The following is a 20,826-nucleotide window of genomic DNA, read 5'->3' on the forward strand; positions in this document are numbered from 1 at the left end:
TTGTCAAACCGGTTTAAGGATGCGATTGCAGATATACATCAAAACACACAGACACCACAAAAACAACTTTAAAAACAAACGCTTGAGACAGCAATCGGATCAATCAACGTAGTGGCGACGTGCGCTGTCGCGTTGCAAAACTTCGCGGCCAGCGTAACATTTAGCGTAGGTTTTTTTCCAACCGAAGTAGTCCGGAAACCGACATCAGACCCAAGATGAAGTTCGACGCCAGACGAGCCAAGCTCCTCCAGCCGCAACAACATATAGCGTTCGACGACTTCCCCGGCTTACGACTTGAAGCTACGGCGACGCGACGCACTTGGACGTACCGATACCGATCGCCTCTCGACGGTAACATGCGGCAAATCAAGCTCGGGGATTGGCCAGCAATGCCTCTCGCCGCCGCAGTCGTTCAGTGGGAGACAAAACGAGGCATCCGTGATACTGGCGAAGATCCCGCCCTCGCGCGACGCCGGGCCAGGGGGCACGTCGCCGCACTGGACGCCAAACATGGTCTCGGTGCATATACCGTTCGGTGCCTCGTCGCCGATTATCTAGCTGGACACGTCGAGCACAACGCTAGCCCCGCAGTGCAGACAAATACTCGATACGCACTCGGCAGCCCCATCGAACCGATTCTGGACAAGCTTCCTGAAACCGTCACTCGCAAGATGGCCTTCGACCTGCTGGAAAGGTTGCGAGATCGCCCAACCTATGCGAACCGCATCAAGATGGAACTTAGCGCGGCATGGGACTACGCGCTCGATGCCGGCCGGCTTCCCGAAAATACCCCAAACTGGTGGCGCCAGATCATGCGCGGGCGGCTGCGCAGCAAGGGCCGCAGTCGCAACGGTGAGCGTGTCGCAGACAAGCGTGTACTGACTGGCCCCGAGATCACTGCTCTCGTTCCGTGGGTGCAGGTGCTTGAAAAGGATGTAGCGGATGTGGCGCAACTCTATCTATGGACAGGACAACGCGGCAACGAGATTGTCGCCATGCAGGGCGTCGAGTTGAGCGAAGAGACGGATGGTCTCTGGCGGACTATTCCGAAGGCAAAGACGAAAAACAAGCGCATAGAACGTGCGACTGCGCATCGCGTACCGCTCGTCGGTCGGGCTGAGCTGATCGTCCGGAGGCGATGGGCGATTTACGGCGTCAGCTATTTATTTCCTTACACTGCGCCGAAATCGGGACGCCGCCCAGCCAAGTCACGCAAATGCATTACTCAAGCGAGTGTCGGGCAGATCATTGCCCGCTGCCAACCCTACTGGAAGGGAAACAACAAGCTGGTGAGTGATCGTCCAATCCCTGTGACGGGATGGACGCCACACGATCTTCGCCGCACCGCGCGCACGATGCTCGGCGCGATGGGATGTGCGAACGAGGTAGCCGAAGAGATAATTGGACACATCAAGCCGGGTATCGTGGGGGTCTACAACCTTTATACCTACGATGCCGAAAAGCGAGAGTGGCTCACGAAGCTGGCCTCCCGCCTTGAGGAACTGGCCGCTTCCTAACGCCTGTATTCTCTGGCGGCAGGAGATCGGCAATCGGACGCGCGTCAGCCCACTCCTGGACCTCGTGTGCGAGCCACCCTACCCTCCGGCCCGACAGTAGCCTCGGTTCGGGAAACGTTTTCTCGCGCACCAGTTTCTGTACGGTCGTCGGCGACAGTGAGAGCGCCTCTGCCACTTCTTTCAGAGAGAAACAAATTTTCATTGCGACTTCACCTTTCGTACGTTACGCGTCCTCCCCATCCCCGTTGCACCGTTTAGATGGGGAACAACCTGGGAATTGATGAGGCATCGATAACACCTCATCAATGTCGTGGTGGAAAGGCGCACGTCCAAATCTAATGGGCAACGTCGAACGCAGCAAATACGCTCCTAGGAATAAAATTGCGTTTAACAGTGTATCGATCAGATGTAGGCTTTCCTCCGAGTTCCGCGGTAGTCCTTTACCAAATGAGGCTGAGCCGAAAATCATCGCCATCCTGCTCCTTCAAGCACGATTCTTTCCATTTCAGGTTCAATGAATATCTAGCCCAGGCAGCGCGTCAGGGATATGAACTCCCGTTCCCCACTTAGCATGGCGTACGTTGCGTGCGCAGACTGATATCTGCAGGCCCTAAGGTTGCCCGACGGATTGTCATTTCAGCCGGATACACCTTTGGGCAATCTTCGGCGTCAGTTCGCGAGGAAAGGTATCGGTGTGTTAGCGGAAACGCGACATCTGAACTTTGGACTAACACTGTCTGTCGAGTGTGATAACTTTGCTTATGTAAAATTTAGTAATGCAGATTGAATGGCGAGAAATACACCCTAAGATTTGATGGAGTGGCCCCCCAGTCAATCCGGAGGACTACAGCATTTCCACGTCAAGCTCGTGAAGGTACAGATTTGCCAACAAGGGGCTGACAACCGCCCCTTGAGGACTGCCGGAAGTCGGCGTCCAGCGCGTCATGTCTTCCATGATGTCTTGCTTGAGAAAGTACTGGATGAGTTCCAGAACCCGGCCGTCCGAGATTCGCCCTGCCACTCTCGCAAGAAGATGTGAGTGTGGAATCGAGTCAAAATAGCTTTGCAGGTCGGCATCGACCACCCAGCAGTAGCCCGCTTTCACATGCCGGTCCACTTCGCGCAGCGCATCCTTGCAACCCAAGCCCGGGCGAAAGCCGTAGCTTCTCGGCTCGAACTCATGCTCAAAGATCGGCTCGATTACCAGCTTCAGGGCCGCCTGAACGACGCGATCCTTTACAGCGGGTATACCGAGCGGACGACGTCCTTTACCTTTTGGTATGTAGAGGCGCCGCACCGGCTGCGGGCGATAGCTACCATCCTGCAATGCTTGCGCCAGTTCAGCAAGGTAGCGGTCCCGCGCTTGCGCGAATCGCTTCACGCTCATGCGGTCCACTCCCGCCGCCCCGGCGTTCTTCTCGACCTGAGCCCACCCCAGCGCGAGCGTGTCCAGGCGAAACACCTTGTCAATCAGACTGTGCCACTTACCTCATTTAACTCCGTTTCGTAGAGCAGCCAACATAGCGTCCGTCCAGATTGAAGCTGACGCGAATTTCCGCTGCACGCAGCTTCCCAGCGCGTCTGCATCTCGTCTAGTCGTTTCCGACACTGGCGATGCTTCGATCTTCATCTCTGCTTCCTTCCGGTCTTTTGCTATCAACTTTCCTGCCCCGCTTCCCTAGTGCGCCTTTTGCTCTGACGCAGGTCTCCACGGCTCGACTCTTCCGTGTGCAGTACTATCGGGACTCTGACTCCTGCCAGCGTTCACCTCGCCGGCAGGTCTCCCCGCTTGCTTCGTGCCACCGTCCCATCGTTCCGTCCTCAACCACGTGGTACGCCACCGCACCGCTTTGTCCGCCACGACAGCGTGCTGTGTTACTTCCAGCCTTCGCCACTTTAGTGCAGGCTCGCCGCCATACCCCGCCGAAACAGGTTCGTTAACCTACGGACCGACAGTTCGCTTCCGGTTACTCCCCACCCCGCCTCACGACGACGCAGTTACCTTCAGCTACGGAGCTGTGGCCAACTCCGGCAGGGACTTGCACCCTGCAAATGGCACGCCATCACGGGCGTACACTAAACCGCTGACGCGGCATGGTGGCTGGCCGACGTCCCCGTCCTGGCCGGCGCCACGGGCATTCCTTTCCGGGTGAGACGATGACAGTGCAATTCACCGCACCTGCTCATCCCGAAAGGAGTCCTGCCATGACACCCCTACGTCAGCGGATGGTCGAGGATATGCGCGTTCGCAATCTCTCGGCCAATACCCAGCGCGCGTACCTGCAGCAGGTCAGCGCCTTCGCGAAGCACTTCGGCCGTTCTCCGGCGATGCTGGGACCCGAAGAGATCCGCGCATGGCAACTGCACCTTGTCGAAGTCCGGCAACTGGCGCGCAGCAGCCTGGTTACCGCGACCGCCGCGCTACGCTTTCTCTACACGGTTACGCTCAAACGCGACTGGGCAGTCGACGACATCGTCATGTCGAAGCAGCCACGCACACTGCCGGTGATCCTGAGTCGCGAGGAGGTCACCGCTTTCTTCGAATCAATCAGGAGCCTCAAACACCGCGCGATCCTGATGACGGCATACGCGGGCGGCCGTGCGTACCGGACCGACTTGCAGGACTTCATGGGTTTTGCCGGGATCCGGCAACCGGACGAATTCCGCATCGTCACCCGCGCGCATGTGCTCGCCTGGCGCAAGGTCTTCGAGGATCGCGCGCTGTCGGGCGCGACGATCCGGCGCAAGCTCGCCGCGCTGTCGTCGCTGTTCGAGTACCTCTGCGAAAGGAACGCCGTCGACTTCAATCCGGTCAAGGGCGCAAAGCGTCCGAAGGTCGACAGCCATGTGGGCAGGACGCCGGCGCTGGGTGATCACCAGGTCCGTGCGCTGCTCGATGCACCCGATCCGGCGACGCTCAAGGGACAGCGTGATCGTGCGATGCTGGCCGTGCTGCTGTATCACGGGTTGAGGCGTGAGGAGCTCTGCCTGCTGAAGGTCAGCGACATCTACGGCCGCCGCGGCGTGCTTCATTTGCGCGTGCACGGCAAGGGCGGCAGGACCCGTTACGTGCCGCTCCATCCTGCGAGCGCCGAACGCCTTCATACCTATCTCGAAGCGGCTGGCCACGCCGTGACACCGGCCGCCGCACTGCTTCAGCCGATCCGGAAAACCGGCAACGCAATTACGGCCGATGACTTGTACAAGTGCGTGCTCGCGTATGCGGCGCAGGCCAGGATCAGCGTGGAGGGCTTGGGAGTGCACAGTCTGCGTGCGACCGCTGCGACCAATGCGCTCGACCATGAGGCCGACATCGCGAAAGTGCAGGAATGGCTGGGGCACGCTAACATTGCCACCACCCGGATCTACGATCGCGGACGCAGCCGGCCGGAAGATTCGCCGACCTTCAAGGTCGCGTACTAGAAGTCAGGCTGAGCGGTGTGCAGCGCGTTGCCGAGGGGCCAAAGCGCTCAGTAACGGGCCTCAATAAGTGACGTCGCTTCGCAAGTGGACCGCCGCATCGAAATACGTCCCCGTATGCTCACCGCAGGAGAAATTTTCCGTTGGGATCGTGGCGCGGCTGCCAGGCTATCCGGCATTACGCGCCGAGTTGCTAGCGCTGCTCGAACGCGTGGGGCCATGTCGGCTCGTTCAAGTCGTGGTCGGTCCGCCCGATCGCGTTCCGGAGGCGACCCGGGCGTTTTCGGGTCGCCTCCACGGATATTGGTTAGCATGTCGAATGGATGAGTTATCGATAGGCACATCGCGATGGTAAGCGGCGCCCACGCGAGTGGCGTTCATCATCCCCGCGAACGTGCCACGCTCCCGATCACGAATTACATCGTCGCGATGAAGGCTATCGGGTGCGAGCCGCGTGCAACCCCGCATCACGCGCCTTTTGCCGCGAGAGCAAATCCTGCTTCAGCATGAGTGCCTCGCGATTGTCCGGCTGCAACGAAAGCGCCCAATAGACCCCTGATCGGGCCATAGCCAGATCATTTTTCTCGAGACCGCTGTGCGCTCGCGCAAGCGCGAGCGACATCAGCCTGTGATTCCTGTCGCCATACCCCTTGTTGCTCGCTGTCGAGCTCGGTGACGAGGCTTTTTCGTCCTGCGAATGTGTCTCGCGATCCGGGATCGCAGGCGCAACGGGTTGCGCGGACGCCACCGAGGAAGCAGCTGCAGCGGGCGCCGCCGAAGAAGCGATCGCCGCTGCCGCGATCGCCGCTGCCGCGACAGCCGCGGCCGTCGCCGGGTCTTGCCCCGCCGTCGGACTTTGCGGCGTGATCGAGCCTTGTGCCGCCCCGGAGCCCTGGCCCATCGTCGGCACCTGCGGCGGCGTGGAACCCTGGTTAGCCTGGCTCACGCCATCTGTCGTTACGCTGCCTTCCACCGTGCTCGACGTCGTCTGCTGTTCACGCGTGGCGGAGTCATCCCGGTGCAACAGCACCGTTCCGCCATAAAGGGCGACGCATGCCAGCAACGCCAGCGCTACGCTCGCTTTCAATCGCCAATGGCGGGCACCGCCAGGCGAATGCGGGCGCGTGTGGCCATATGAATGGACATCGGCCGACGCGAACACGGGTCTCGACTGCGACGGCCACAGCAGCTTGTCATGCGGAACATGCGCGCGCGCGTGCGCTGCGCTCGCCGTAGCTGCATCGGGCTTCTTCGTCCACGCACGATCGCCGAACGCAAGCCACGCATGCGCGCCACAATGCGGACAGAAAGAAACCGCCTCCGAAACCCTGCCGCCGCAGCGCACGCAGGTTGCCGGAAAAATCGGGTCACGTGTGGTTTCATCGCCCATTGTTGAACCTTCCGTCATACGAAAACGCGAACGGTACTTCGGGCGTGGACGATGGGGTCGAAAGGACAGGTACAAGTACCCGCTCGGTTCGACGTGAGTAAGCATTTATTGCCATGACGACAGGACCGAATCGAACTACCCGGCCAATATAGGTCAGCGACGGACCAGCGTCAACCCGCCATCGGCAGATTTGCGCGCTCGATTTGCTTCGCATTCCTATTTATATGACGATTTGCACTAGCGATCTGCGACTGATGGAACCTGAACCGTAGAAGGCATTAAAGCTGTCAACTTTGCGCCATTAAAGTTGTCAACTCGATGGGACGTCGAACCTTGAATGACGTGCAGGCTTTCTGGGCAATGGATTCCCGTGCGCGAATTAAACATGTCAATTGCCGCCGGAAGCGCATCGACAAACGGTATTGTCACGTTGTTGGCCAACGCGAACACGCAAGAGAAGCGGCAGGCGCGCACGCATGCTTTTGAAGCGTGAGAAAGCGTGACCGGCCACTCAATGCTGGATCGCCTCGCCGAATAAATCTGGACTACTTATGTTATACGTCTTCGCTCGTTCGATCATCGACAACGTGATAATATCCGCCGACACGCAGTCGCCGCCGTGACCTTTCACCGTTTCTCTCTAGCGCGCTAGCTGAGCCGGCGTTGTCACGTTGTTGGGATAGTCGCGTAAGATCGCGCGATGAAGAATGCAAAACCGCTTTATCACAGGGTGGAGGACATGGCGCCCGGTAAGGGCAAGCGTATGACGCTCAAATTGGCACCCGGCCGCTACGTACTGATCTGCAACAGACCTGGCCATTACTCGATGGGCCTGCATACGTCTTTGGTCGTCACGCCCTGACCGTCTTTCGTCAGGAGTACTCGATACACCACCTTTCACTTATCCCCGATGGCGTGAGGTCGTTCGGAGACGGTGAACGCGAATGGGTTAAGGAGCGAGTTGGTTCAAATGGAAGCGCTGAGTGAAAGTGATGGAAGGCAGGTAACCAAGGCAAGCTTGTTTCGGGGTCTTTGCCACAGGACCTAATGACGAAGCGGACGGCGTCTACGGACGCGTCGACGTGAAAATGTAGCGATCGTCGCGCACGTTCGTTGCGAACTGCACAACCTGCACTGGGACGTGCCCGGAAGTCGCCTTGGGTTCCTTGGGTGCGTCCCGGAACCTCGGTCGCAAGCAGCCGCGGCGTGACGCCGCACGTAGCACGCAGCGATGAGTGCCGGGGTGGCAGGCAGTGCAAACGATGGCCGCACTTCGCGGCACGCGAACTGCCATGTGAGCCAGGTCCTCTGGACACGCATCGAAGAACATTTCTGCTGGAGCATCACCGTTCACCGGATTTGCCAGACCATATATCGAGAGATGAGGTGCGTCGATCAGCACTTCGTGCTGACGATAGTGTGACCAGCAAGCTGACGTCGCGAATACTGGGCGCGATGCCGCGAGAGCGACGCGATCAGCCGCCGACATGCACATGCCACGCGGCACCATCCCGCTACGTGCCTGCGGGAAATCCATATCGCAGCAACGAATCTTGCCTATAGTGAGACAGTGTCCTCCTTCCTGTGACGAACCGCCGTTCCGGCGTCGTATCTTTTAGGAGTTGCCATGCTTACTTCAGGATTTAATCTGCGGCCGGTCTACCTCGCATCGAAGCAGGTACTCGCCGCCGGAATTCTATTGTGTGCCGCCGCGAGCGTTGCTTACGCGTCGAGCCATCGCGAGGCGCCGCTGATTGCAACGATGCCGAAGGTGGATGGCACCGACTTCTACATGTTCAACAGCTATGAGCCGAACCGACACGGCTACGTGACGCTGATCGCGAACTACTCGCCTTTGGAAGACGCCTACGGCGGCCCGAATTACTTCGCCCTCGACCCCAAGGCGCTGTACGAAATTCACATCGACAACGTGGGCGACGGCAGAGCGCACCTGACGTTTCAGTTTCGTTTCAAGAATACAGTCGGCAACGTCGCACTGAACGTCGGCGGCAAGCAGGTGGCGATTCCGCTCGTTCAGGCGGGCCCGGTGTCAGCGGGCGATTCATCGAAGCTGAACGTTAACGAAACGTACACGCTCAAGGTATTGCGTGGTGCCTATCACGAAGATTCTGAGGAAGTGGTCACGGGTCCGGGCGGCATCACGACGTTCACCAAACCAACGGACTTCATAGGGACCAAGACGTTTGGCAGCGTAAGTGGTTATGCCAGCTACGCGCAGCAATATGTGTACACGATCAACATTCCCGGGTGCGGTGCTCCAGGGCGCGTTTTTGTAGGCCAGAGAAAGGAGTCGTTTGCGGTGGCGCTAGGCAAGACGTTCGACTTGCTCAACCTTAATCCGCTGGGTCCCCGAAACGGTAACGCGAACGATCTGTCCGACAAGAACATCACCTCGATCGCGCTCGAGGTTCCGGCCCAATGTCTGATTGGCGGGCGCGGCGGCCCGGTTATTGGTGGCTGGACGACGTCAAGCATTCGCAAGGAGAGGCTGAGCGATGACGACGCGGCAGGTATATCAGAGAGGGGGTGGACGCAAGTTTCCCGGCTCGGGATGCCACTGGTCAACGAACTCGTGATCGGCTTGAAGGACAAGGACAAATTCAACAATTCGAAGCCCGCGAACGATGGGCAGTTTGCGGACTATGTGACAAATCCCACGCTTCCTGCGTTGATCGAGAGTCTTTTCCCGGGGGCCAAAGCGCCTACCAACTTCCCGCGCCTCGATCTGGTTTTCACATTCCTCACAGGATTTCAGGGACTCAATCAGCTGAGAACGGTTACACCATCCGAAATGTTGCGTCTGAACACGTCTATTCCGCCCACACCCAAGGGCAGTCAGAAGAATCTGGGGGTCCTCGCCGGCGACAACGCGGGCTTTCCAAACGGACGGCGACCAGGGGACGATGTCGTCACGGCATCACTCAGGGTGGTGATAGGAGTGCTGTGTACATTCAACAAGCCTGGAATCTTCGGCTGCTCGCCGTCCGACGCTCCGGCCGGAGCGGCTGCGCTGACAGACGGCGCAGCCATCGACGACAGCGTATTTGACAATTCCTTTCCCTATCTGACCACGCCGATCCCGGGTGCGATGAATTGATAACCGGGCAAGCGCAACCTGAATGGGTCGCAGCAGACCATGATGCGGCGCGGGGTTCACCCTGTCGCCGCATGGCAGACCGAGGCGGCCATGGCGCTAACAAGATCGACCGCCCTCAAGGTGCCACGGGCCTATCGTTCGAACCGGACGCGTGTCGTTAAAAGGGAAACGAATGTGCGCCGCATCCTTTGCGTATCGTGCCTCTTCGTTGGACTGGCAGGCGCGTTGGTGAACGCGGCTCCCGTGCGGCCGCAACAGGACTCACAGGTGCTGGAAAAGCTCCCGCCCCGTGCGCACGACGCACTTAACTCGGCCATTGCGAGCATGCACGCAGCCCTGGCTGCGGACGGTCAGAACTTCGACCTGGCGGCTGAGCTCGCGAAGCGCCACCTGGAGCGTTTTCGACGCGATCAGGACCCGCGCGACCTGGGCCAGGCCGAAGCCGCAATCGAACCGTGGCTCCGGCAGCAAAACCCACCGCCGCGCGCATTGGTGTTGCGTGCGAGCGTCCGGCAAAGCAACCATTTCTTTGCGAGCGCGCTCGACGATCTCGATCACGCAATTCACGCCCAGCCGGACAACGTGGATGCGTGGCTGATCCGTGCGAATATCCTGCAAGTGCAAGGTCGCTACCTGGAGGCCCGGCAGAGTTGCGGTCGGCTCATCCTGATGAATACCGCCGTCGCGGGGATATGCCTCGCCAATGTGGCAGCGGTCAGCGGCAGGCCCGAGCAGGCTTATCTCCTTTTGCAACATCTTGCCACGCAGATACCGCCGACCGATTCGCTCTACGCCTGGCTGATGGTCAGTCAAGCCGAAACGGCGGTCTGGATGGACAAGCAGGAAGCCGCCGAACAATTTTTCCGCAAGGCGCTGGTCGCCAATCCGCGCGACGCATACCTTAAAGCAGCCTGGGCTGACTTCCTGCTCGACCGGAACCGGCCCAGGGAGGTCCTCGCCCTGCTCGCGGCCGACATCCGAAACGACAACCTGCTCCTTCGCCTGGCGCTGGCAGAGAAACAGGCGGGGCTGAATGCTGATCTGGCGCCTCATGTCGAAGACTTGCGAAGCCGGTTTGCGGCATCCGCCGAGCGGGGTGATCGCGTGCATCTGCGCGAGGAAGCCATTTTCAACCTGAAACTCCTTAACGACCCGGAGAAAGCGCTCAGCCTGGCCGAGGCTGACTGGCAGGTGCAAAAGGAGGTCGCAGATTGCCGGATCCTGATGGAGGCGGCGATCGCCGCCCGGCAGCCTGCCCGCGCCGCTCCCGCGATGACGTGGCTGAAGACCGCGCGATTGCGCCATCCGGTCTTGACGTCACTCGAGGCGCGGCTGGCAAGCCTTGGTTTTGCGACCGGGTTCGCGATGCAGGCGATGCGCGGCGAGCCGTCTGCATGAAACCGCGAGCGTCCGGGTGGGTTGCTCTCTTCATGTTGTGCTGGGCTGCCGCGGTGCAGGCGCACAAGCCGAGCGACAGTTATCTGACGCTTACGGTCAGCGACAAAACGATTGCGGGCCGATGGGATATCGCACTTCGGGACCTGGACAATCCGCTTATCCTCGATGCGGACGGGGACGGCGTGCTGACGTGGGGCGAGGTCCGCGTCCGCGAAGCGGACATCAAGTCGTATGCCTTCACGCGGATCAAGCTTACGGGTGACGGGCGAGCGTGCGCGATTCATCCAGGCGACCTGCTGATCGACCACCACAGCGACGGCGCGTACGCGGTGCTCGAATTCGACGTGGCCTGTCCAACTCGACCGATCCGGCTTGGCATCGACTACCGCTTGTTTGCCGACGTCGACACGCTGCACAAAGGACTCGTACACGTCGTGAGCAACGGCGCTACAACGACGGCTATTCTTGGGCTCAGTCGTCCGACCGAGATCCTGGACATACGCGGGAAGGCAGTCAGGCGCGCCTTCATCGATTTCGTTGGGGAGGGCATGTGGCACATCTGGCGCGGCTTCGACCACGCCTTGTTTCTCCTGTCACTGATGTTGCCGGCAGCTTGCGTGTTGCACGGGAAAAAGTGGTTTCCTGCCGACTCCCCGGGTGCCGTGTCGATCGATGTATTGAAGCTCGTCACTGCGTTCACGGCGGCACACGCAATCACGTTGTCTCTTGCCACGCTGCACGTTATGGCGTTGCCGTCGCGGTGGGTGGAAGTGGCTATCGCCGTGACGATCCTGCTTTCTGCGCTCAACAACATTGTTCCGCTGGTGCGCAGGCGCCGTTGGCTTGTCGCGTTTTCTTTTGGCTTGATCCACGGCTTCGGCTTCGCAAGCGTGCTGACCGATATGGCCCTCCCGACATCCCTGCTTGCGGCTGCCCTTGCCGGGTTCAATATCGGTGTGGAATTGGGGCAGATCTCGCTGGTCCTGCTGCTGTTGCCCATTCTTTACATCTATCGGTCAAGTCGTTGGTTTCGCCTGGCTACCCTGTACGGCGGATCCGCAGCCATCTCGGTTTTCGCGACCCTGTGGATTTATGAACGAACGACCGGGCTTACAGTGCTTGCACTTTAGATGCAATTGACGGCTATGGAGATGACCTATGAGAGAAGCAACGCACGTTGAGTGAGACTGAGAACGAGGAGCCCGATTGCTGCGGCCCAGCTGCCCGCGACGCGAACGGCGATGGCGATCCAGGCGGGCCGTAGCTGCAGCAGGAACGAGGTCGCCGCAACCGCGTAGGCGATCAGGATGAAGCTCGCGACCACCATGCCCGCTATGAAAACGCCTGGGCGGATTTGACCGATGATGGCTGATCCGTTTGCGTACCCGTGGGTCAGGCCGAACCCGACCGATAGAATCAGGATCAGCCATGACGGCAACGTCAAGGCAGCCGCAAGGAGGGAACCCAGCAAAACGGCTGAGACAACGTTGAGCAGGAGAACACCACGCAGATCCGGAACTGAAAGGGCAGTGCACGCGCCGGCCGCCATGGCGGCCGGAAACGCCCAAAGCACGAATTCACACCGTTTCAGGCCGTTCTGCCCTGCCAGCGCGCCGAGCACCAGCATGGGCAATACATGTTCCGGCGACGTCAACGGATGCAGCATCCCGGCGTAAAAGTCGCCCGCGCCCTGGTACACCGAGTGTGCTTCGGCTGATGCAAGCAACATCAGCGCACTCAGACCGGCAGCAGCTTGCCGGACCATCCGGTGCAATGCGCGCATGCGTCACGCTCCCCGAATTGCATACGTGAGGAAATAGACACCGCAGCCGGAGATGAGGGCTCCGCCTGCCCGCAGTGCGTAGCCGCCCGCCTTCCAGCGATTGACTGTGCCGGTCAGGATGCCGAGTGCATGAAGTGTGCCGGTGGCCGCGACGAAGCCAATCGCGTAGGTCATTGCGTTCGCGGACCCGGGAAGTTCCGCACCGTGTGCGTGTCCGTGGCAGATGGCAAACACGGCAACCAGCAGACCCGCAATCCAGAGCGGCGGCGTCAAAGCAAGTGCCACTGCCGCACCGAGCGCCAGTGCCGATAGCGCAATGCCGACTTCGATCCCCGGAATCGGGACGCCCAGGCCGCCGAGAACAGCGCCGAAGGCCATGACGATCGGGAACGTGACCGGCAACACCCAGATCGCCGGTCTCCCCAGCTGGGCACCCCACAGTCCGACTGCAACCATCGCGACGACATGATCCAGACCGGAAATCGGATGCATGAATCCGGCGAGCAGGCCGCCAGAGACGTCGCCTTGACCGGTATGCGCGAACACGATGACCGGAAAAAGACACCCATACCCGAATACAATTCCCGCGCGGACCGCGCGTCGCATTCCGAAAGTCATGATGATCCTTTCGAGGTGTCTGCACCCGACTGACACCGGACTGGGCACGCATCGGACCTGGCTTTTCCCGGCTTCGTCAAGTCATCTGCTGGGGCGTCACCCGTGGACTATCCGCCGTTCCCCAACACTATAGGCCGCCTGCTGCGAGTCGCCAACGGCGTTGGTGCGTGGATCGGAATCCGGGAAGGTTGTGAGGCAAACTTCCCGCTTGCCAGATCCTGCCGGAATTCAATGCCGAACAGACACAACGCTGCTCGCCGGCACCACATGCCGACGATATCGTTCGGGGTGACGATCTGGCGGACCTATAAAGACGGACGAAGTAACGGGGCAGCCTGGCGCCATTGGGCACCCCTAGTTAAGCGAGGGTCTTGAATGCATAGTGGACCGGGCTCAGACGCTCGAAGCGAAGCAGCAGGCGCCGGAACTTGTCCTCCCAGGCGAAGACCCGCTCGATGGTCCTGAAGCGCTCCTCGAAAATGGCTGGATCGAAGAGCAGTTTGCGGCCCCGCTTCGGCGCTTTACGTCCACGCGTGTTTTCGGGAATGTTGGGAATCATGTCCCGGTTGAAAATCGCCCTGCGGTTGGCCCGGCAGTCGTAGACGCCGTCCAGGCTGACCGTTGAGCCTTGCAGGTCCATGCCAATGGCGCGGGCGATGTGGTTCAGTCAGGGCAGCGCGTCACGCAGCAGCCGCGATTCGTTGCGGTTGCCCGGGGCAGAAACGAATGGCGCGATCACGTTGCAGCGGCGATCGCAGAAGGCGACCACCTTGTCGCCTTTCAGGTGCTTGTGTCCGCAGTACCCCAGGTTGTCGCCGCCCTTCTTCGCGGCAGTGGTCGTGCCGTCGCCGTGAATGGCTGTGAGGTCAAGGAGCTGGTCCTGATGAAGCCTGTGCACCGAGCCGGCAAAAATCCTGTCGATGCAGCCATCGGCCTGCCACCGCCGCAACGCCCGATAGATGCGCGTGTAGTGGATTTCAGGACGACCTTCGTCATTCTTTTCGATCGGCAACGCCTTCCACTGACAACCCATGTACAGCAGCTGAAGGATGTAGTTGAAGATCTTGTGCAACCCCAGCGTCGGTGCCGGTCCGCGCCGACCCGTGCTCAGATGCGGCAAGACAAATTGCTCGAACTGCTCAACGCTCAATTTCGTTGGAATCGCTTGCCCGCATTGACTTCCAGCCATCCGTCACATCCACAAATCCGGACTTTAACCGATCTGGCAGCGCAGATCACCAGATCCAGTCCTGATGCGGCTCGCAGACAAATTTAGCCGCCTCAGAAAACCCGCAACCAGTTGCACGCAAGGCATTTTGAAAAAGATCTTGACAACCTACTGCTCATAGAAGGGCACCCGGAGCAGATCACTCACTACCCTGTGGCGTCGACCGCGCCGGTGAAGCAGTATGGGGTCGTCACAGAATTCGGAAAAAATCGTACGCTAAGGGTTGGCCATAGGCCGTAGCGGCCTGAACCTGCCAACCGTATCGGTTCATCATTCGGTGCGCTTGCCAAAAAAGAGATGTCTCCCGAAAAAGTCGAGCGCGGGAGGGAGATCCTCCAAATCGACGAAAAGCGGCGGCTCAAGGCTGTCATGGGCACGCTCCAGAACGGAACTGTCTGAATTTATGTGCAACGGGCATCAAAAGATCGACGCTTGTGTGGTGCCGAGCCATGAGCAGCCACGCTAACGATTCCGGCGCGTCACGCTCCCGTTTGGTGTTCGGCACAACATCGATTGGCTGATTTGAGGGAGGTAGCCTTTTCATATCAAGGACTCCCCGGGTCGCTTACACCGCGGCCTTCGTCGTCTTGATCGAATACGGATTGAAGCGCACAACCTCGTCACCGATCCACTCTTTGATCTGTGCAAATCGACGGTGCAACGGCCGATTTCATTCCACGCGAACACCTCGGCGGCCGTGCCGTCCGCCCCGAAACCGCCGGTATTGCTCGCGACGATCCCCATAAGCTGCGGAGGGATACGATGCGCCGCGAGCAAGTCGTCGCGCGTCACATTCTCGATGTTGAAAAACTCGTCCTTCGCCGCGACCTCGGAAACGTGAATGAACTGCATTCCGTCGACGTCGAGGCGCGTAAGCTATGCCGCTTCGTACTCGTGCTTCGGGCCGGAGAACTTTGAATTCTTCGATCGAGCTGGCTTGGGGCTCTTTGCACGCACTACCTTAGCTGCGCATCTTTAGTACCCGGGCCAACGCATGATGGCTTACCCCCTGATTGCCATTCCACGCGACTTCACTCTGAAAGCCGTTGCGCCAGCATCGTGTTGTGTTCTCGCACGCCTCCGGAGATGCAGAACACGTCTATCAAGAGCCACACGTATAGCGCCAGCAACAGGAACACGCCGATGTAGGCGAACGCCGTGGTCCAACCGAAGATAAACAGCAGCAGTTGAAGGACAGCAGTGCCGGTGAAGCCGAGATAAAACCGGTGCGCGCCAAGGCTACCGAGAAAGAGCCAAAGCAGAAAGGCCACCACGCCACTCTTTTTCTGAGCGTCGTACATCATCATGCTGCGTGTCGAGTCGTTCATTTTCAGAATTTCCGAAAGGTTTTGGGGGGGAACGAGGGGGCAATCACGTCGGAGTGCGACGCGGGCTGTGTTCTACTGCGGGCCATGCGAGGACCGACTGCGTTGAGTCGTCAACGATCGAAGCGCAACCACAGGGGACAGCAGTCCCTGCACCACCCATTTCGATTCCATAGATTTCGCCGTTTTTGTTGTGCCGGCCTCTTGGATAGGCCGTCTCTTCGCTATCAAGGAGCGATTTGCTATGCGGCTATTGCTTGTCCGCTGATTCCGTCTTCACTGAGTCGCCGCGCAGAGCACACGTGCACTAAGCATGCCATCACCTTCAAGCCGCTGTCGCCATTGGCCAACGGCCTTGAAAGGTTTTGGGGCACGCAGATGCGGTGTCGAAGTGATTCAGGTTTGAACGGCGATCATCGATAACGAAACGATTTCCTCGTTCGTCTCGCGCGCGCAGTCTTTTCTTGTAGTCCCGTTCTTGCAGAATGTAGTAGCGCTGTGGTGCCGCTTATGCGGAGCCCGCCGCACGTCGAAGGATCTGTGGGGTGTCGTCACACGAGTATTTGCGCCAATGCAGGCTTTCTTAGCGGTCCGGATTGTCACAAAACTGAACTTTACGTCCCCACGGCGGGTCGCTGCGGCGCGCCCATACGCGAAGTCAGGACACGCCGGTCTGCTGGTCCAGTTGACGTAGTACGCCGTCAACGCCATATGAGCCACCATATCGAGCGGGAGTTTCGCCTCGCCGTTTCTATTGCCCATGCCTTCGGCCCGAGTACGACGCAAAGGGCGTAGTCCAGAGCGTATTGACTATCTGGCGCGATATCTCCGAGCGCAAGGAAGCCGAGCAGCGCTTGCATGAGTCTTACGAGTTGTTGCGCGAACTCACTTCGCGCCGCGAAACGGCGCGCGAAGAAGAGCGCAAGCGTATTGCCCGCGAGATGCACGACGAACTCGGTCAGCACCTGACCGCCCTTCGCATGGGTGTCTCCACCCTGCGCGTGCGATTCGGCCAGGACAATCCGGACCTCGGCGAGCAGGTTCAGAAGATATTGCTCCTGTCCGACAAGACAATGCAGGTGCTACGCAACGTCGTGACCTCGCTGCGTCCCGCGGTGCTCGACGCGGGTATCGCCGCGGCGCTCGAGTGGCTGGCTGCCGAATTTTCGCAGCAGGGTCAGACGACCTGCCGTCTGAGCGTGCCGAAAGAAATTCCGGATCTGGCCGAAGAGCGGGCCGTTGCGATGTTCCGGATCGTCCAGGAGGCACTCACCAATGTCACGCGACATGCCGACGCACAACAGGTATTCATTACGCTGGAGCAAAAGGGGGACGAGTGTCTGCTGGAAGTGCGCGATGACGGTCGCGGATTTGATCCCGTGGTGATCCGCAAGAAGTCCTTTGGGTTAGCGGGCATGAAGGAACGTGTATTGATGCTGGGTGGCGAGCTTGACGTCACCAGCTCGCCTGGCAACGGCACCGTAATCAAGGTACACGTGTCCAGTCGATCAGAGATGCTAACCTTACCTAATCCGCCTTAGGTCCGGGCCCTGGTCATGGCAAACGTGACGTCAGGGTCGATGTTTTGCGGGATTTACTGGAGTCGTCGACATGAACAACGCCGCCAGTCGCACCGACTGGAAACCTGAGGTCCCGCTGAATGTGCTGCTGGCGAGAGCTGTGCAGGCTCATCCTGAGACACGGCTGCACTTTCATAGCGAAGAAGGCGTCGCGAGCGTCACCACGCTAGAACTGCTGAGCGCGGCGACGCGCATCGCCAACGGGTTGCGCGCTCTCGGTCTGCGAGCCGGCGACGCTATCGCCATGCAATTGCCGACGCAACGGGAGACCGCTGTACTCTACCTGGCGGCGCTGGAAGTCGGCGCGGTACTGGTGCCGATCGTACATATCTACGGGCCTGCCGAAGTCGGTTTCATCTTGCGGGATTCGCGGGCCCGATTTCTGTGCGTGCCCGAGCGTTGGCGCGGGATCGATTTCCTGGAACGCGTCGATGCACTTGGCAGCCTGCCCGATCTGGAACGCGTCATCGTCGTTGGCAATCGGACGCCACGCAACGGCATCACGCTCGCGGCCGTTGAAGCGCTTTCGCAAGCATCGGCGATCGACCTATATTCGCCGCCTCCACAGCCACAGGATGTCTGCTTGCTGCTCTATACGTCGGGCACCACGGCGGCGCCAAAGGGCGTGCAACACACGCACCAGACCGTCGGCGCCGAATGGTCCATCCCCTTCATCGACGGCTCCGGGCCCTATTTCACCCCCTTCCCTGCCGGTCACATCGCCGGTTTCAATTTTCTGCTGCGCCCCTTCGTGACCGCTACGGAGATGGTGTTCACGGACCGCTGGAATGCATCGCTCGCAGCCGAGCTGATCGAGCGCTACCGGGTTCGCCTCTCCGGTGGCACGCCCTTCCATCTGCAAGGTCTGCTGGAGGCGGCCCGGCTCGAAGGACGCGATCTCTCGTCTCTCGCGGCCTACGGTCTGGGAGGAACCGGCGTCACCCCCGAACATATCGAACTGGCGGACCGCGCCGGCTTCGCGGGCACTCGCGCTTATGGGCTAACGGAACACTCGACGGTCAGCATCGGCTGGCGCGATAGCTCCTTCGAGGAGCGCGCTTGCACGGATGGGCGCGTTCAACCTGGCAGCCTGGTGCGCATCGTGGACGAGATGGATCGAGCGTTACCGCTCGGTAGTCAGGGGGAGATCCTGACCAAGGGTCCCGAGCTGTTCGTCGGCTACACCGACCCGACGCTCAACGCAAATGCGTTAACCGCCGATGGCTGGTTTCGCACGGGCGACATCGGCAAGCTCGATTCGGCAAACTGCCTCACGATCACCGATCGCAAGAAAGACATTGTGATTCGCAGTGGCGAGAACATCTCATCGCAAGAGGTCGAGCGTGTACTTGCCACGCATCCGGCGATACGGGACGTAGCCGTCGTCGGCCAAAACGACTCACGGTACGGCGAAAAAGTGTGCGCTGTGGTTGTGCTTCAACAAGGCGCGTTTCTTGACCTCGCCTCTGTACAAAAGCATTTCTCCGAGGCTGGCGTAGCACGTCAGAAGACTCCGGAAAGTCTTTATATCGTTGCAGAGTTACCGCGCACAGCCTCCGGAAAGGTTCGAAAGCCCGACCTGCGCAGGCAGGTCAACGGGAGTTGACCGACTCTTTACAGCTGCATCAATTCATAAGCGCAAAGCGCCGCGATCTCCGTCACGCCGCCATCGACCGGAAGACACGCGCCGGTAATGAAGCGCGCTTCGTCGCTGGCGAGGAACAACGCGGCCGATGCGACGTCCCATGCGTCTCCTTCGATGCCGAGCGGCGCGATCTTCCGGCGCCGCTCCCTGCTCTCGTCGTCCAGCATGGATTCGACCATCGGCGTGAGGATATGACCCGGCGCAATCGCATTGGCGCGCATGCCGTCGCGTCCATACGCGACCGCCAATTCTCGCGTCAAAGCAATCATGCCGGCCTTTGACGACCCATAGGCGGCCGACCCATGACTCCGGATCCCCGCGGTCGAACTGACATTGACCACCGAGCCGCCTCCATCCGCGATCAGTCGCGGTGCCGCGCTGCGGCTCATCAGAAACGCACTCTTCAGATTCACGTCGATGATGCGATCCCACGAAGCCTCGTCGAGATTATCGAAGCGGCCGCCCGCACCTGCCACGCCGACGTTGTTCACCAGCACGTGGAGCGCGCCGTAACGTTCGACCGTGGCGGCCACGATACGCGCGCAGGCATCACTGTCGGTGACATCGGCAGCACAGACAAACGCATTGCCGTCCGCCTCATGAATCATCGCAAGCGTCTCGGCGGCTCGCGCCTCGTGCTGGTCGACGAGGCACACCGACGCACCTTCACGCGCGAAAACGCAGGCAATCGCCTTGCCCGTGCCGACGCCGTGACCTTGCGAACCGGCACCCGTCACGATCGCGACCTTACCCGCAAGACGCTGATGGAATGTTTTTGGATAAGGCATCTCGTTACCCAATATGAAGTAAACCGATGAACAATCAATGAGGAGGACGCAAGACTGTTACGCGACCTTCATGAGACGCCAGAATAACCTCGTCACCGGGTTGAAAGCGCATGGGGATTTCATCGAGCGGTACCTTGCCGCCATCGAGACCGCGGCTATACGTACTTTCATCGAACGTAAACGTTCCACTGCGGCCATCTTCGCCCTGCACTGCCACCTCGCGCTGCGTGATCGAGGTGATATTGCCGACGATCGGCGTGTTACCGGACGCCGCCATCACCCGGATGTCCATGGAGAGCCGGAAGCGATCCGAGTAGTTCGCCACACCCGTATGCGGAGTGTTCAAATGCATGATGACCACATCGCCCGGGCGATAAGTCGTGCGACGCCACGCGTGCGCGGGTACTGCGCCATCGGGGATCGGAAACAGCGGCGGCTGCGAGAGATCATGCAAATAGGGCCCTTTATGCAGCCCTTCGGCAAGTACCAGCCCACCGACATCCGCATCAATTTCCGCGAGCGGGATCCAGCAGATGAGGAACGGTATGCCCGCGTTGTAGAAGCCGTCCTGATGAACGTAATCGAAGCGGGGACGGGAGCGATCCTGTGCCGGCGGCGTCGCGCGGTATTCCACAGTCGGAATCCAGAACGGCTCGTCGGCAAGCAGTCTGGTAAAGAAGCGATGGATGGCCGGCTCGGCAACGAATGGCTTCCATATCTTGCGTGCCGCGAGCGGTTCCATCCGAAACGGGAATTCGCTGAGACTCTTGCCGCTGTAGCGAGCGATCGGATCGCCAGGGGAAATCACGCCGAGCTGCGCGATCTCGTCGAGAAATTTGCTACGCAAGCGCTCGACCGCCTCCGTATCCAGCACACCCCGGAAGAACCAGTAGCCATCGCGATCCCAGGCCGCCTCAAGTGCCACGCGGTTGTCGAGAATATCGTTCGATACGTGCAGTTCCTGCATGGCCGGCAGCACACCAGCTTCCAGTACTGGGGTCATTTCGTCTCCTTAT

At 59.9% G+C, this 20,826-nt stretch carries 18 protein-coding genes and 2 pseudogenes; 9 read left to right on the plus strand and 11 right to left on the minus strand.

Annotation, left to right across the window (positions count from 1 at the left end):
* Positions 1–215: 215 nt before the first annotated feature.
* Positions 216–1,517 (plus strand): integrase family protein, encoded by a 1,302-nt coding sequence (locus M0D64_RS20725; RefSeq protein ID WP_266259018.1) that lies wholly within the window; start codon positions 216–218, stop codon positions 1,515–1,517.
* Here M0D64_RS20725 and M0D64_RS20730 read toward each other — a convergent pair.
* Complete coding sequence (locus M0D64_RS20730; protein ID WP_266259019.1) at positions 1,474–1,719, minus strand: AlpA family transcriptional regulator; 246 nt, start codon at positions 1,717–1,719, stop codon at positions 1,474–1,476. The two genes, M0D64_RS20725 and M0D64_RS20730, sit on opposite strands and share 44 nt — an antisense overlap.
* A gap of 642 nt (positions 1,720–2,361) precedes the next feature.
* Positions 2,362–2,979, minus strand: a complete 618-nt coding sequence (locus M0D64_RS20735; RefSeq protein WP_266259020.1) for a reverse transcriptase domain-containing protein — start codon at positions 2,977–2,979, stop codon at positions 2,362–2,364.
* 743 nt (positions 2,980–3,722) lie between these two features.
* On the opposite strand from M0D64_RS20735, the gene M0D64_RS20740 reads away from it, so the two are divergent.
* Complete coding sequence (locus M0D64_RS20740; protein WP_266259021.1) at positions 3,723–4,940, plus strand: site-specific integrase; 1,218 nt, start codon at positions 3,723–3,725, stop codon at positions 4,938–4,940.
* 433 nt (positions 4,941–5,373) lie between these two features.
* Here M0D64_RS20740 and M0D64_RS20745 read toward each other — a convergent pair whose 3' ends face one another.
* A complete protein-coding gene (locus tag M0D64_RS20745; protein WP_266259022.1) occupies positions 5,374–6,327 on the minus strand; it encodes a zinc ribbon domain-containing protein in 954 nt (317 codons plus the stop codon).
* Positions 6,328–7,027: 700 nt separating this feature from the next.
* On the opposite strand from M0D64_RS20745, the gene M0D64_RS20750 reads away from it, so the two are divergent.
* The 5 genes and pseudogenes from M0D64_RS20750 to M0D64_RS20770 all read left to right on the plus strand — a co-directional run bounded on the left by M0D64_RS20750 (position 7,028) and on the right by M0D64_RS20770 (position 11,973).
* Positions 7,028–7,189: a hypothetical protein gene (locus M0D64_RS20750; RefSeq protein ID WP_266259131.1), complete on the plus strand. Its 162-nt coding sequence runs from the start codon at positions 7,028–7,030 to the stop codon at positions 7,187–7,189.
* 335 nt (positions 7,190–7,524) lie between these two features.
* Positions 7,525–7,750, plus strand: a pseudogene (locus M0D64_RS20755) (IS5/IS1182 family transposase); the annotation flags it as partial.
* 204 nt (positions 7,751–7,954) lie between these two features.
* Positions 7,955–9,445, plus strand: coding sequence for a DUF4331 domain-containing protein (locus M0D64_RS20760; RefSeq protein WP_266259023.1), 1,491 nt, complete (start codon positions 7,955–7,957; stop codon positions 9,443–9,445).
* 267 nt (positions 9,446–9,712) lie between these two features.
* Positions 9,713–10,843: a tetratricopeptide repeat protein gene (locus M0D64_RS20765; protein WP_266259024.1), complete on the plus strand. Its 1,131-nt coding sequence runs from the start codon at positions 9,713–9,715 to the stop codon at positions 10,841–10,843.
* 53 nt (positions 10,844–10,896) lie between these two features.
* Complete coding sequence (locus M0D64_RS20770; protein WP_266259025.1) at positions 10,897–11,973, plus strand: HupE/UreJ family protein; 1,077 nt, start codon at positions 10,897–10,899, stop codon at positions 11,971–11,973.
* Between the two features lie 26 nt (positions 11,974–11,999).
* Here the strand turns inward: M0D64_RS20770 and M0D64_RS20775 are convergent, their stop codons facing one another.
* The 6 genes and pseudogenes from M0D64_RS20775 to M0D64_RS20800 form a co-directional block, all read right to left on the minus strand.
* Entirely contained in the window at positions 12,000–12,626 is a 627-nt protein-coding gene (locus M0D64_RS20775; RefSeq protein WP_266259026.1) for a HupE/UreJ family protein, read from the minus strand.
* Positions 12,627–12,629: 3 nt separating this feature from the next.
* Positions 12,630–13,244 carry a HupE/UreJ family protein gene (locus M0D64_RS20780; protein ID WP_266259027.1) on the minus strand — a complete coding sequence of 205 codons (615 nt, stop codon included), beginning with the start codon at positions 13,242–13,244 and terminating at the stop codon, positions 12,630–12,632.
* Between the two features lie 358 nt (positions 13,245–13,602).
* A complete protein-coding gene (locus tag M0D64_RS20785) occupies positions 13,603–13,884 on the minus strand; it encodes a hypothetical protein (protein WP_266259028.1) in 282 nt (93 codons plus the stop codon).
* 27 nt (positions 13,885–13,911) lie between these two features.
* The gene (locus tag M0D64_RS20790; protein ID WP_266259030.1) at positions 13,912–14,394 is read right to left on the minus strand and encodes a transposase; all 483 of its coding nucleotides are present in this window, start codon (positions 14,392–14,394) and stop codon (positions 13,912–13,914) included.
* Positions 14,395–15,037: 643 nt separating this feature from the next.
* Positions 15,038–15,330 (minus strand): annotated as a pseudogene (locus M0D64_RS20795) (capsid portal protein); the annotation flags it as partial.
* A 173-nt stretch (positions 15,331–15,503) separates the two neighbouring features.
* Positions 15,504–15,800, minus strand: coding sequence for a TM2 domain-containing protein (locus M0D64_RS20800; protein WP_266259031.1), 297 nt, complete (start codon positions 15,798–15,800; stop codon positions 15,504–15,506).
* Between the two features lie 869 nt (positions 15,801–16,669).
* On the opposite strand from M0D64_RS20800, the gene M0D64_RS20805 reads away from it, so the two are divergent.
* Together M0D64_RS20805 and M0D64_RS20810 are read left to right on the plus strand one after the other, a co-directional pair.
* Complete coding sequence (locus tag M0D64_RS20805; RefSeq protein ID WP_266259032.1) at positions 16,670–17,338, plus strand: sensor histidine kinase; 669 nt, start codon at positions 16,670–16,672, stop codon at positions 17,336–17,338.
* A 70-nt stretch (positions 17,339–17,408) separates the two neighbouring features.
* Positions 17,409–18,983, plus strand: a complete 1,575-nt coding sequence (locus tag M0D64_RS20810) for an AMP-binding protein (RefSeq protein WP_266259033.1) — start codon at positions 17,409–17,411, stop codon at positions 18,981–18,983.
* A gap of 8 nt (positions 18,984–18,991) precedes the next feature.
* Here the strand turns inward: M0D64_RS20810 and M0D64_RS20815 are convergent, their stop codons facing one another.
* Together M0D64_RS20815 and M0D64_RS20820 are read right to left on the minus strand one after the other, a co-directional pair.
* Positions 18,992–19,810: an SDR family NAD(P)-dependent oxidoreductase gene (locus M0D64_RS20815; RefSeq protein WP_266259034.1), complete on the minus strand. Its 819-nt coding sequence runs from the start codon at positions 19,808–19,810 to the stop codon at positions 18,992–18,994.
* Between the two features lie 34 nt (positions 19,811–19,844).
* Positions 19,845–20,789, minus strand: a complete 945-nt coding sequence (locus M0D64_RS20820; protein WP_266259035.1) for a phytanoyl-CoA dioxygenase family protein — start codon at positions 20,787–20,789, stop codon at positions 19,845–19,847.
* Between the last annotated feature and the right edge of the window lie 37 nt (positions 20,790–20,826).

The organism is Paraburkholderia sp. WS6, assembly GCF_030464835.1.
GTDB lineage: Bacteria > Pseudomonadota > Gammaproteobacteria > Burkholderiales > Burkholderiaceae > Paraburkholderia > Paraburkholderia madseniana.

What these genes read in the sequence shown, in the direction of transcription:
- M0D64_RS20800 (WP_266259031.1), bottom strand. Translation starts at nt 15,800, where the DNA reads ATGAACGACTCGACACGCAGCATGATGATGTACGACGCTCAGAAAAAG.
- M0D64_RS20745 (WP_266259022.1), bottom strand. Translation starts at nt 6,327, where the DNA reads ATGGGCGATGAAACCACACGTGACCCGATTTTTCCGGCAACCTGCGTG.
- M0D64_RS20810 (WP_266259033.1), top strand. Translation starts at nt 17,409, where the DNA reads ATGAACAACGCCGCCAGTCGCACCGACTGGAAACCTGAGGTCCCGCTG.
- M0D64_RS20785 (WP_266259028.1), bottom strand. Translation starts at nt 13,884, where the DNA reads ATGGACCTGCAAGGCTCAACGGTCAGCCTGGACGGCGTCTACGACTGC.
- M0D64_RS20725 (WP_266259018.1), top strand. Translation starts at nt 216, where the DNA reads ATGAAGTTCGACGCCAGACGAGCCAAGCTCCTCCAGCCGCAACAACAT.
- M0D64_RS20730 (WP_266259019.1), bottom strand. Translation starts at nt 1,719, where the DNA reads ATGAAAATTTGTTTCTCTCTGAAAGAAGTGGCAGAGGCGCTCTCACTG.
- M0D64_RS20740 (WP_266259021.1), top strand. Translation starts at nt 3,723, where the DNA reads ATGACACCCCTACGTCAGCGGATGGTCGAGGATATGCGCGTTCGCAAT.
- M0D64_RS20775 (WP_266259026.1), bottom strand. Translation starts at nt 12,626, where the DNA reads ATGCGCGCATTGCACCGGATGGTCCGGCAAGCTGCTGCCGGTCTGAGT.
- M0D64_RS20780 (WP_266259027.1), bottom strand. Translation starts at nt 13,244, where the DNA reads ATGACTTTCGGAATGCGACGCGCGGTCCGCGCGGGAATTGTATTCGGG.
- M0D64_RS20815 (WP_266259034.1), bottom strand. Translation starts at nt 19,810, where the DNA reads ATGCCTTATCCAAAAACATTCCATCAGCGTCTTGCGGGTAAGGTCGCG.
- M0D64_RS20760 (WP_266259023.1), top strand. Translation starts at nt 7,955, where the DNA reads ATGCTTACTTCAGGATTTAATCTGCGGCCGGTCTACCTCGCATCGAAG.
- M0D64_RS20750 (WP_266259131.1), top strand. Translation starts at nt 7,028, where the DNA reads ATGAAGAATGCAAAACCGCTTTATCACAGGGTGGAGGACATGGCGCCC.